The 13235-nt window shown below is 62.7% G+C and carries 6 protein-coding genes; 4 read left to right on the forward strand and 2 right to left on the reverse strand.

Annotated elements, in window-relative coordinates; genetic code table 11:
- Positions 1–148: 148 nt before the first annotated feature.
- Both CRI93_RS00245 and CRI93_RS00250 read left to right on the forward strand, forming a co-directional pair.
- Positions 149–838 carry a DUF805 domain-containing protein gene (locus tag CRI93_RS00245; RefSeq protein ID WP_176521576.1) on the forward strand — a complete coding sequence of 230 codons (690 nt, stop codon included), beginning with the start codon at positions 149–151 and terminating at the stop codon, positions 836–838.
- A gap of 75 nt (positions 839–913) precedes the next feature.
- On the forward strand, positions 914–6553 hold the full coding sequence (locus CRI93_RS00250; RefSeq protein ID WP_176521577.1) for an Ig-like domain-containing alpha-2-macroglobulin family protein: 5640 nt from the start codon (positions 914–916) through the stop codon (positions 6551–6553).
- Positions 6554–6570: 17 nt separating this feature from the next.
- Here CRI93_RS00250 and CRI93_RS00255 read toward each other — a convergent pair whose 3' ends face one another.
- Positions 6571–7491 carry a LysR substrate-binding domain-containing protein gene (locus CRI93_RS00255; RefSeq protein WP_098060600.1) on the reverse strand — a complete coding sequence of 307 codons (921 nt, stop codon included), beginning with the start codon at positions 7489–7491 and terminating at the stop codon, positions 6571–6573.
- A gap of 180 nt (positions 7492–7671) precedes the next feature.
- Here CRI93_RS00255 and katG point away from each other — a divergent pair, with 180 nt between their 5' ends.
- Complete coding sequence (gene katG, locus CRI93_RS00260) at positions 7672–9882, forward strand: catalase/peroxidase HPI (RefSeq protein ID WP_098061035.1); 2211 nt, start codon at positions 7672–7674, stop codon at positions 9880–9882.
- 481 nt (positions 9883–10363) lie between these two features.
- Here katG and CRI93_RS00265 read toward each other — a convergent pair whose 3' ends face one another.
- Positions 10364–12379, reverse strand: a complete 2016-nt coding sequence (locus tag CRI93_RS00265) for a S9 family peptidase (RefSeq protein WP_176521579.1) — start codon at positions 12377–12379, stop codon at positions 10364–10366.
- A gap of 300 nt (positions 12380–12679) precedes the next feature.
- Here CRI93_RS00265 and CRI93_RS00270 point away from each other — a divergent pair, with 300 nt between their 5' ends.
- Positions 12680–13171: a CIA30 family protein gene (locus tag CRI93_RS00270; RefSeq protein WP_245850220.1), complete on the forward strand. Its 492-nt coding sequence runs from the start codon at positions 12680–12682 to the stop codon at positions 13169–13171.
- Positions 13172–13235 lie beyond the last annotated feature (64 nt).

Genomic DNA, 13235 nt, shown 5'->3' on the forward strand with positions numbered 1-13235 from the left:
GCGACGGCATGGCATCAGAGCAAGATCCGTCACGGCAATTTGTGATAGCGTAGGCGGCTTAGGGCATTGCATTTTCCGCCCTTCGCTGATACATTAGAAATACTTCATGTCACTTCAGACGCCTCCTGGCACACACCCTTATCGTCTCATGTGGTACTACAGCACCAGCGGCGCCCAGCGCGGGCCGTTTACCGACAAAGAGTTTCTGCGCGAGGTCAACGACGGACTCATTGAGCCCGACACCCTGGTCTGGAACGACGAACTCAACGAGTGGCGCGAGGCCCAGAACGTCCCCGGTCTGCTGGCGCCTGAAGAGACGGCGTCGCGGCCTGGGGCACATCTCCGCGAGGCAGCCGAGTACGGCATGTTTCGCAACGAACGCCACTGGAACGGCTCGGATCAGCCTCCGCCTACAGGATCAGCAGCGGAGCATGAAGCCCGCTACAACGACAGCTCCGATTACGAATCGAACCCGTCGCTCTTCTCATTTCGGGGACGCGTGGCTCGGTTGCGATATTTCTTGCAGTCGCTCGCGATTATGGGCGTGCTATTCGTCGCGATAGCGGGCATCGCTGCTGTGCCTCACCTTCTGACTCCGGAACGCGTTGTGGAGCCAGAAGGGGTTGTTCTGGTGGGCATCGCTGCTATGGTGATTGCCTATGTGGTTGCTATGGTGCTGCTGGTCTTCCTATCTATACAGCGCTTGCACGACCTGCACCTATCAGGCTGGTTCTACTGGTTGAGTCTCATCCCCATCGTCAACATCCCGTTTACGTTCTATGTGCTCTTTGCGCCGGGTACCGACGGGCCCAACCGCTATGGCCCGGTGCCATCGTAATGCATTCGCATTCGAGGGGCGTGCATGCTACATTGCAACGAACCTGCTATCCGTGCTCAGCCGACCCGCCTGCTCATGTCGCTTCGTTTTGATTGGCCCGTGCTGCTTGGCGGGCTTCTGCTCGGTCTCTTTTTTGTAGGATGCGGTGGGTCGTCGTCTTCGACCAGCGAGGCCCCCGACTCCCTGAGCGACCGCGCCGTGACCGAGCGCTTTACACCCACGCTCGACGGCCCGCTGCGCCTCCTTAGCGTCAGCCCACGCGGCACGCGCACCCGGTACCAGCCCCGTCAGGCCATCACTGCTACGTTCAGCCAGCCCATGGTGGCCCTGGGGGATACCGAGGCCCCGCCCGACTCGGCCCTCAGCGTCGAGCCTGCGGTGGAGGGCTCCTTCCGCTGGGAGGGCACGCAGACCCTCGTGTTTACGCCCAACGACGACCTGCCGCCGGCCACGGAGTTCACCGTCACGGTGCACCCGGTGCTCGAATCTACTGAGGGCGAGGCCATGCAGGAGCCGTACACCTGGACGTTCGAGACCGTGCGCCCGCAGATCGTATCCACCACGCCCAGCGATGGCGAGCGCTTTGCTCCGCTCGACCAGTCCCTGCGCCTGCGGTTCAACCTGCCGGTGGATGCCACCGCCACGCAACGCTTCCTCGACTCCGACCGCTTGCCCATCGGCCTCGCCGAAAACGACGGCGATAGCACGCTGGTGCTGCCCCTCAGCACCGAACTGGCACAGGGCACCGAGTACACGCTCACCGCCGCTGCGGGCCTGCCCACCACCGCCGGACCGCTGGGCACGGCCGATACCACGCGCATCCAGTTTCGCACCTACCCGCCGCTTGCGCTGCAGGCGCTCGACCAATCCAGCTGGCAGTACCCCGACGACCAGGGCCGCTTTGCGCCCGATCAGGGGCTCACGCTGCTCTTTAGCACGCCGGTCCGCTTCGGCGATCTGCGCGCGGCGTTCTCGATGGAGCCTGCGATCGAGTGGCCCCCCGGCACCGGCGCACGCGACGGCTATACCTCCACCGAGCACACGATCTCCGTGCCACTCCAGGCCGAAACCGATTACACGCTCCGCATCGAAAACCTCACCGATCGCTTCGGACAGTCGCTTCCCGCAACCGAACGCACGTTCGAGACGCGTGCCTATTCGCCATCGCTGCAGGTGCCCGACGGGGCCATGCTCGTCGAATCCAACCAGGAACGGGCCCTGCCGGTGCGCTACGTGAATGTGACGGAAGCTCGCATTGGAGCCGAAGTCATCACGCGCGATGAGATTGTGCCTGCATATCAGACGTACGACCGCTCGTATCGCGAGGAAGCCGAGGACCCCGTGCCGATTCAGCGCACATGGACGCTCGACGAATCGCGCACCGAACACCGCACCACATCGCTTCGCTTCGACTCCCTTTTGACGAGCGGACAGGGCATCGTGGGGTGGCAGTTAAACTACGACCGGACCTCAGACGGCCCCGACACCCACCGCGGGCTGGCGCAGTACACCGATCTGGGCCTCACCGCCAAGTTTAGTCCGCACCAGAGCCTGCTGCTCGTGACCACGCTCGACCAGGCCGAGCCCGTTGCAGATGCCGCAGTCGAAATCCGGAGTCGCGACAACCGCGTGCTGTGGACCGGCACCACCGGCGCCGACGGACGCGCCGACTTTCCTGGCTGGACCGAGCTGCTCGACGATCCAGGCGACGGCGTACCCGATCTGTTTGCGATTGTGGAGCACGAGGGCGACCTCGCCTTCACCAGCAGCGAGTATGGCAGCGGGATTCGGGCGTATCGGTTTGGGATTCAGAGCAGCTGGCGGCCCGAGCCGGTTACGCGCACCGGCACCATCTTCACCGACCGCGGACTCTACAAAGCGGGCGATACGGTGCACATCAAAGGCATCCTGCGCAGCCGCACCGACCGCGACTGGCAGCCCATCACCGATTCGCTGCGAATGGTCGTGCACGATCCGCGCGACGAGGTGGTGCTCGATGAACAGCTCACCGCCTCCGACCTGGGCAGCTTCGACACCACGTGGCGCGCCCCGCGTGGCGCCGCCCAGGGCGACTACGACGTGCAGGTGGGCCTGGTCGACGACACCACGCTTACGGCCGAGCGCCGCTGGGACCGCGAAGGCATCGCCAGCGGCACGTTTCAGATCGAGTCGTTCCGCCAGGCCGCGTTCACCGTCGAGGCCAGCAGTGCCGCCGATGCGTACGTAGCAGGCGATTTCTTTGAGGGCACGCTCTCGGCACGTTACCTCTTCGGGGCCGGACTGCCTGGCGCATCCGCCTTTCTCCGCGTGCGCCAGAGCAGCACGCGCCACCAGCCGCCCGGATACGACGACTACCAGTTCGGTCCCATGAGCGGATACGAGTACAGCACGCTGCTGGAGCAAGACACCACGCTCAGCGCCGACAGCGATGTCTCGGTACGCGTGCCGACCGCAGGCAACGCCGACGGGCATCCTATGCGCCTCACGTGGACGGGGCGCGTCACCGACGCCTCGCAGCAAGAGATTGCTGGGCGCACCACCACGATGGTGCATCCGGGGCAGTTCTACATCGGGATGAAGCCCTCCACCTCGTATCTCGACATGAGCGAGACTGACGAGCTTACCGTCGATCTCATCACCGTCGACCCGAATGGGCGACCCGAGGGCGACCACGAGGTTACCGTGGAGCTGGTGCGCAAAGAGTGGAACAGCGTGCGCGAGGTCGGCTCCGACGGACGCATGACCTGGCGTAGCGAAGAGACCGAAGTGCCCGTGGCCGATACCACCCTCACCTCGCAGTCCGATACCGCCCAGCGCGCCGCTTTCACCATCCCCCAGGGCGGGCTCTACGAAGTGCGCGCCACCGCCACCGACATCCGCGGCAACGCCCTGAAGACCGAGGCCACCGTCTACGCCAGCGGATCGGGCTACGTGGCCTGGCAGCGCGAGGACGACGATCAGGTCGAGCTTGTCACCGATCAGGATACCTACGCGCCCGGCGAAACCGCACGCATCATGGTGCCCTCACCTTTTGAGGAAGCCACCGCGCTTATCACTATCGAGCGTGACGGCATTCTGCATAGCCGCGTGGAAACGCTCACGGGCAGCGCCCCGCAGATCGAGATCGACATCGAAGACGACTACCTGCCCAACGTGTACGCGAGCGTCATCTTGCTCAACGAGCGCACCGCGCCACCGCAGGCCACCGCCGATCCAGGCGCACCTGCGTTTCGGGTGGGATACGTCGAGCTTCCGGTAGATGCGAGCGAACGTCGCATCTCCGTAGACATCGAACCCAACACCGACACCTACCGCCCCGGCGAAACCGTTACGGTGGATATGCAGCTTCGCGACGACACCGGACAGGGCGTGCCGGGCGAGATTACGTTCAGCGCGGCGGATGCCGGTGTGCTCAACCTCATCGGCTATGCGCTCCCCGACCCATTCAACACATTCTACGGCACGCGTCCCCTCAGCGTCACCACTACCGAGACGCGCTCCGCGATCGTGAAGCAACGCACGGGCGACGTGGTTACGTCTAAGGCGCAGGGATTGGGCGGAGGCGGCGGCGAGGAATCCGTTCGCACGGACTTCACCCCGCTCGCGCACTGGGATCCCGCCGTACAAACCGACGCGCAGGGCCGCGCTCAGCTCTCGTTTGAGTTGCCCGAGCAGCTCACCACCATGCGCCTGATGGCCACCGCGCACACGCCCACGCATCAGTTTGGCAACGGGCAGACCGACATCACCGTCACCAAGCCGCTGGTGCTGCAGTCGGGGCTGCCGCGCTTCATCCACGAGGGCGACACCTTTGAGGCGCGCGTGCTCCTCACGAACCGCACCGATACCGAAGGCACCGCCGAGGTGCAGATCGACGCCGACAGCCTCACGCTCCCCGAATCCACCACACAAACCGTGACCTTGGCACCCGGTGCCACCGAAGCGGTTACGTTCCGCGCCGAAGCCCCTGCCGCCGACACCGCCCGCGTGGCCTTCCGCGCCCAGATGAACGGCGAAACCGATGCCCTGCGCATCCCCCTGCCCATAACCCGCAGCACCACCACCGACGTGCAGGCCACCTTCGCCTCGACCGAGAGCACCGCCACCGAAACGCTGCGTCCGCGGCCCGACCGCGTATCCGGCACCGGACAGCTTGACGTGCGGCTGGCCTCCACCGCGCTCACCGGACTCGACGGCGCGCTGGAGCACCTGTTCACGTATCCGTACGGATGCATCGAGCAGCAGACCTCGCGCATCCGCCCGCTCCTGTTAGCACCCGGTCTGGTGGATGCGTTTGGCTTAGCGCTGCCGTTCGACAATCGCGATGCAGCTATTGCCGAGTGGCGCGATGAACTGAGCCGCTTCTGGACCGGCGACGGCTTTGCGATGTGGCCCGGTAGTTCGACCGCGCAGCCGTATCTTACTGGATACGTGGCGCTGGCGCTGGCCGAGGCCAAGGAAGCAGGCGTCGATGTGCCGCAGCCCCTCACCGAAAACGCCCTCGACGCGCTCGAAGAATGGGTACGCAACCCGAGCGATCGTCCCGACTATTACAGCAGCGCCGTCTGGGCCGACACCCGCGCGCTGATGCTCTACGCGCTGGCCCGGCACGGACGCGTGGTCACGTCGGAGCTCTCGGTGCTCGCCGACAATCCGCCCGCCTCGCCCGACGGACTCAGCTACCTGCTGCGTGCCCTGCACACCACCGACAGCGCCGCTCTCGCATCCCGCCGCGATGCCATTGCCGACCGGCTGCGCGCACAGATCCGCGTCGAATCGACGCAGGCCTATCTTGCGGCGCCCGACGACAACCGCTTCGGCTGGATCTTTGCGAGCGATGCCCGCGCCACCGCGTTTGGCCTCTCAGCTCTGCTGACGCACGACGCATCGAGCGACTTTCAGCCGCTGGCGCAGCGCATGGTGCAGTACCTGGTCGACGAGCGCACGCAGGGGCACTGGACCTCTACCCAGGACAACGCCGCTGTGGTCGAAGCCTTCGATCGCTACGTTGAGGCCTACGAAGCGGAGACGCCCGACTTTGCGGCGACAGTGGAGCTGGCCGGACGCGAGATTCTGGCAGCGGCCTTCCGCACCCGCACGCTCGACACGCAGCGCACCACAGTACCCGAATCCGATCTGCCCGACGGCGAGACGCCGCTGCGCATCCAGAAAGACGACGGCCCCGGACGCCTCTACTACACCGCGCGCCTGGAGACGGCGACCACCGCTCCGGTGGAGGCCCGCGAGCAAGGGCTACGCGTAGAGCGCACCCTCGAACTGCTGGATACAGATGGCGAAGTCGCACGCACGCTCGACCCTAACGCCGACGGCACGCGCCAGATCGCAGAAGGCAGCCTCGTGCGCGTCACGCTCCGCCTAAACAGTCCCACCGATCGCAACTACGTGGTGGTCGACGACCCGCTGCCTGCTGGATTGGAAACGCTTAACAGCGCGTTTGAAACGACCGATACGGGGCTGCTCCGCGATGCCGACACGGGGCAGGATCGCTGGTGGGGCTCGTTTAACCACACCGAGCAGCAGGATACGCGGGTCTTGCTCTTTGCCGACTACCTACGCCGGGGCACGCACACCTATCGGTACGTGGCACGCGCCACCACGAGCGGCACGTTTGTGCATCCCGCCGTGGAGGCCGAACTGATGTACCGGCCCGAGACGCGTGGACGCACAGCGACAGGAAGGCTGGTCGTGGAGTGATCGTCAGCAAAGCAGAATCAGCCGCATGGGAGAATATCGCCGCAGACGTCTGACAGGATCGCTCGCACGGTGTCCTTAAGCGCGTGGAGGAGACGCTCCTTGTGGCGTCGTCGCGTGACGAGACGGATGGTGCGCGACGGCGGGGGAGACGCAAACTGACGCACATAGGTACTCTGTTCGTGCTCGCTCATGTGGCAGGTAGCGAGCGCAGGAAGGAGGGTCATGCCGCCGCTGCGTTGGACGAGGCGCACGAGGGTTTCTAACGATCCGCTTTTGAGACGTGCGTGCGAGGAAGTGTCCTTAGGGTGGCGGCTACAGATCTGGAGCACCTGATCGCGGAAGCAGTGACCCTCGCTGAGGAGCCAGAGGTCGTCGAGAGAGAGCGCCGATACGTCCAGCGGACTACAATCTGTGAGCCGGTGGTCGGGGGCGACGTAGCCCACAAACGGCTCGGTGAAGAGCGGCTCGACATGGAAGTCCGAACCAGCCTCATCTGTAGCAATGAGTCCAACGTCAAGGATGTCTCGCTGAAGAGCGTCGAGCACCTCGGCGGTGGGCCACTCGCGTAGAACGAGCGTCATATCGGGATAGGCCGTTTCGAGTGCTGGCAGGATAAGGGGAATCAGGTACGGCGACAGGGTTGGCAGCAGGCCAAGCCGGAGCGTACCCGTAACACGCTCTTGCACCTCTTCCGCAAGCGCCTGAAGGCGGTCTCGCTCGGCCAGCACCGTGCGCGCCTGCGCAATAAGCCGCTCCCCGGCCCCCGTGGGCACGATCGGCTGATGACTCCGGTCAAGGAGTGCAACGCCGAGTTCGTCCTCCAACTTACGAAGCTGGACACTTAGCGTGGGCTGCGACACGTGGCACGCCTCTGCAGCCTGGCTAAAATGCCGGTGTTCGTCTAAGGCAACGAGGTACGTCAATTGTGTGAAGGTCATAGCAGGCACTCTCTAATAGCTACAGACTATTTCAAATATAGGAAAGATTAATTTGAATAATCAAGCGCCGACATCTACGTTTGTGAATGGACGTTATTCTTTTCAGCAAAGCCCTACTTTCAATACATGTCAGAAGACCATTCAACCGAGAACACGGGCGAATCCAACGGATGTCCCGTGATGCATAACGGTTCGCACAATGGGGCGGAGGCCCATCAGCGAGATAAGAACGAGCGAGCCAGCACCTTCACGGCGCATCGCCAGTGGTGGCCCAGCAGCCTCAACATCGAAATCCTCGATCAGAACGCCCGCGACCTTAGTCCCTGGAATGAGTCGTTTGATTATGCTGAGGCGTTTCAGCAGCTTGACTACGACGCGCTGAAAGCGGACATCAAAGAGGTGATGACCACCTCGAAGGACTGGTGGCCTGCTGATTACGGCAATTACGGCCCGCTCTTCATCCGGATGGCGTGGCACGCAGCCGGAACGTACCGCACCACCGACGGGCGCGGCGGCTCGTCGGGCGGGCAGCAGCTTCAAGCCCCTCTTAACAGCTGGCCCGACAACGCAAACCTCGACAAGGCCCGGCGGCTCCTGTGGCCTGTGAAGCAGAAGTACGGTCGGAAGATTTCGTGGGCCGACCTGCTGGTCCTCGCTGGCAACGTGGCCCTCGAATCGATGGGCTTTACGACCTTTGGGTTTGGCGGAGGCCGGGAAGACGACTTTCACCCCGACGATTCCGTCTACTGGGGTCCTGAAAAAGAAATGGAGTCCTGGGATCGCTTCGACGCCGACGACGAGCTCGAAAATCCACTGGGCGCTACCGTGATGGGGCTCATCTACGTCAATCCCGAGGGGCCTGAGAATACCCCAGACCCGGAGTGGTCGGCCCAGCGCATCCGCCAGTCTTTTGGACGGATGGCCATGAACGATGTCGAAACCGCTGCGCTCATTGCTGGAGGCCACACCTTTGGGAAAGTCCATGGCGCCGACACCGATGAACACCTCGGCCCCGAACCGGAGGCGGCTCCCATTGAGCAACAGGGGCTTGGCTGGAGCAACACGTACGGTTCCGGGAAGGGAGCCGATACAATCACGAGTGGCATCGAAGGGCCGTGGACCGAAGCGCCCACGCAGTGGGACACTGGCTACCTCGACAGCCTGCTCGCCTACGAATGGGAGCCGCACAAAGGCCCCGGGGGAGCGTGGCAGTGGCGCCCGAAAAGCGATGAGCTAAAGGGAACCGTGCCTGATGCGCACGATGCCTCAAAGAAGGTAGACCCGATGATGCTCACGACAGATGTGGCCCTGAAGCGGGATCCCAGCTATCGAGCAATCATCGAGCGCTTCCGAGACGACCCGAGTTACTTTCAGGATGCGTTTGCGCGCGCCTGGTTCAAGCTGCTTCACCGAGACATGGGGCCGAAGGAGCGCTACCTGGGTCCAGAAGTGCCCGAGGAAGATCTGATCTGGCAGGATCCTGTGCCCAGTGCTGACCATGAGCTTATCGGAGACGAAGAGATCGCCGAGCTCAAAGACGCGATCCTTGCCACCGACCTGTCGGTCTCCCGTCTCGTTAAGACCGCTTGGGCCTCGGCCTCAACATACCGCGACAGCGATAAGCGCGGGGGGGCGAATGGAGCTCGCATCCGCCTGAAGCCGCATCGGACGTGGGAAGCCAACGAGCCGTACGAACTGTCGCGCGCGCTGCAAACGTTGGAAGGCATCCAGCAGAACTTCAATGCCTCGCAGACCAATGGCATGCAGGTTTCGCTGGCCGACCTCATTGTGCTGGGAGGATGCGCGGCGATCGAAAAGGCCGCCGCAGATGCAGGGTATGATGTCGATGTGCCGTTCGAACCCGGACGCACCGACGCCACACAAGAGCAAACCGATGTGGAGGCGTTTGAATACCTCGAACCGAAGGCCGACGGCTTTCGCAACTACATCGCTGAGGATCCGGGGCAGGACTGGACACCGGAGCAGTTTTTGGTCGACAAGGCTGATCTACTGGACCTGACGGCTCCCGAAATGACTGTGCTCGTTGGGGGGATGCGCGCGCTGGGCGCTGTCCACGAGCAGGCCAATGGCGACGGTGTTTTCACCGATCGCCCGGAAGTGCTTACCAACGACTACTTCGTCAACCTACTCTCGATGGACTATACGTGGGAGCCGGTTTCGGAGGCAAAGGAGCGCTTCGAGATCCAGGACCGCGACACTGGAGATGTGCAGTGGACTGCAACTCGCGTTGACCTGGTTCTTGGGTCTAACGCCCGTCTCCGCACCCTTGCGCAGGTTTACGGAGCGGACGACGGCGAAGAACAGCTCGTTCACGACTTCATCAGCGCGTGGACCAAGGTCATGAACCTCGACCGGTTCGACCTGAAGTAGTCGGCCTCAAAGGAGATCGACCTCCCGGCAATCCAATCCGGAAAGGATAGCCTCGTCCGCAAGGGCGGGGCTTTTTTGTTTGTAGATGATGGCTTTTTCCAACGGGGTGAATGGCCCTGAAGGCGTTTGAGACAAGTTCATCCGTGCCTTTGGGCACTTCCAGACTTCAGCTACCGGCACGTTCCTGCAGGACATGCTTCTCGAAGTCGAGAGATTGGCTGCAACTGCTACCGAACAACGGTCACCCGCTGCGTAGAGAACGAGCGTAGATACGTAGCGATGAGGCATGGTAGCCCCCACAAGTTAAGAGCAAAGGACGCATGGGGATACACCCTGACGACCTACTTTTGGAGTAAACCCGGGCACGGATAGGTACAGGATAGCACCTCAGAGCCTGTTTGGGTTTTGTCATGTACTGAGGTCAGACCCTTTGCTCTGTGTGTCAATCTGGTCTATAGGCGTCTTTTGTGGGCGACATGCACTACTCACTGCCGGCTGCTCGGCCAAGATGCGTATCGAACCAATCCAGGATGCGCGGCGTCACGTCCATGAGCAGTTTGGGCTCGCGGGGACCGTGTGGTGTACGCGGGTAGAGAACCATCTCGGTAGGCACGTCCAGACGTTTCAGGGCACGGTAGAACTCCCGGCCCTGGCTCGGAGGTACGCGGTCGTCTTCCGCGCCGTGGAGCACCTGGGTGGGCGTAGTCACATTGTCGATGCGGTAGATAGCCGAGTGCCGCTCGTACGTCTCGAAGTTATCCCAGAACTCCCCGCCCATGTGGCCCACGAGGTAATCGGGGATATCCGTTGTGCCGACCATGCTGATGAGGTTGGGCAGTCCCGCCCCCATGCTGGCGGCCTTGAAGCGATCCGTTTTGGTGACAGCGTAGGAGGTCATATAGCCGCCGTAGCTCCAGCCCATGAGCGCGAGACTATCCGGGTGGGCCACGTCGCGCTCAACCATCAGATCCACGCCTGCCATCAGATCCTCGTAGTCGCCATTGCCCCAGTCCTCGACATTGGCGTAGCGGAACTCCTTCCCGTAGCCGGTGCTTCCGCGCGGATTGGGGCGCAGCACGGCGTATCCCTCCTGGGCAAAAACCTGCGTCATGTAGATGCTGGGCCCACCCGTAAAGGAGCGGTTGTAGACGCCCGCCGGTCCGCCGTGAACGCTAAGGATGAGCGGCACGCGCGTGTCGTCCTCGTATCCAACTGGATACGTAATGAGTCCTTCCACCTCTGTGCCATCTGGTGCAGTCCAGGTAAGGACCTCTGTGCGGCCCATCGGCGGCATGGGCACGTCTTCGTGCAGGGTTGTGAGCTGGTTGCGCTCGTAGGCGTCGAGGCCGGTAACGTACAGGTTCTCGGGGGTGTCGGTGTTTTCGTAGGTGTAGGCCATCTGGCTTGCATCGGCGTTGAGCGCAATGGTGCCGTGGAGGCCGTCGCCCTCAGTAAGTTGGCGGGGCGATGCGCCGCTTGTGGGCACAGCAAAGAGGTGACTGGAGGTGCGCACCGGCTCGCTGATGAGCACAGTGTCATTTGCCCTCCACCCGTGCAGGCTGCTGCTGCGATTGGGGGTTTCGGCCAGCTTCTGCGGCGTGCCACCCGAGGCTGCGATCACGTAGACATCGTTCAGGCCCACGGGCTCAGCCTGGCCGCCTTGCCCGGTGAACGCAATCTGGCTGCCATCGGGCGAAAAGTGCGGATCGCTGTCTACGCCCGGCTGCTCCACGAGCGCTGTCACAGCCCCACTGTCGGCAGGCACGGTAGAGATGTCGGCCTGTGTGAAGCCGCTGTTGATGTTCGGGGTGGGCTGGTGGTCAAAGACGAGCGTGCTCCCGTCGGGCGACCAGTCAAAGCTGCGGATGTGGAAATCTCCGCCCGTGAGGCGCTGGACCTGGCGCGTTGAGTCGCTGGCCTCGGCCACGTCGGTCGTATAGAGGTGGCTGTACAGGTGCTCTTCATCGACAACCTGCACATCGCGCCGCTCCTTTTCGCGCTGCTTTTCCTCGTCGGACTTCGGGTCGGTCATTGTGTAAGCGATCTTGGAGCCGTCGGGGGCCCACTGGAAGCGACCCACGCCCGTTTCGGCATCCGTCACCTGGTACGCTTCGCCACCCTGTACACGCATTGCCCACACCTGGGGGGCACCCGAGCGCGTGGTAATGAACGCGAGGTGCTGGCCCTCTGGCGAAAAAGCCGGGCTGTAGCTGGAGTGCTCGCCGCGCGTGTACTGCACGTTCATTGCGCCATCTGCTGAGGCCAGGTAAATCTGGCTTTGGTACTCGGATTGCTCGCCCTCCATGAGCGGCTCGCGCACAACGTATGCCACAAGCTGTCCATCTGGTGCCATCGCAGCGCCCGCTATCGCATGGTACTGCATGCTGAGATCGGGCGTCCAGCGCGTGGTGTCATTGGCAGATTGGGCCGTAGCATGGGGAATACTGCTCAGCACACACAGCATAAGTAGCGCGCTCCAAAAGTGATATCGTTGCATGACAGCCTGGTGGGTTTGTTGAAGACGAGCGGGTGCTCCAAGAAACTGCATCTGCGCATCATTTTCAACAACGCGTAGTTAGCGATCATGTGATCTTCTCGCTGCTGCTCTGCTTACCGTCATCAATCTATGTCTCGGCTTCTCATTGTCGTCATCGCCGCTTCGGTCCTCATTCTTGCTGTGCATATCAACAATGCCCCGGTCCCCAACAATGCAATAGGTGCCGAAGTGACTGCCGTTTCGGTACGTCCTCTCTCAGAAACGAATGATTCTGACACTCTCGCATTTTCATCTAAACCCATGATGCTATTTAACTTTGAGCATGTAAATGCCGCTGCGTGGAGTGTTGAGAACGACGGCGTGATGGGCGGGCGCTCACAAGGCGTCGTCGAAGTTGACGGAGGCACGCTCGTGTTTACCGGAGAGGTGGTCACCGAAGGCGGCGGGTTCTCGTCGGTCCGTGCGGAACGAGAGGTAGACCTTTCGGACTATGACGGAATCGAACTCCGTGTTCGCGGTGGGGGGCGCACGTTTGAGCTCGATGTCGACGACGGAACCCGGAGCCGGGGGCGTGAGGTGAACCGACGCGGGCCGGTTCCGACGAGCGGCTCATGGGCAACAGTCCGCGTTCCATTCGATTCGCTGGAGACGAGCGCACACGGCGAGCCTGTACGGGTTGACCCACTTGACCGCTCGGCCGTGACGTCGATTGGGGTGTACATCATAGATGGGCAGGATGGCCCGTTTCGGCTCGAAGTTGACTGGATCCGGGCGTACCGCGAGGTAAAGTAGGCTATGCAGGTCGAGTTCGTCCGCACCAAGCGACAGGGAAGACGCATGATGCCGCATCCGAAAT

Source organism: Longimonas halophila, assembly GCF_002554705.1.
GTDB lineage: Bacteria > Bacteroidota > Rhodothermia > Rhodothermales > Salinibacteraceae > Longimonas > Longimonas halophila.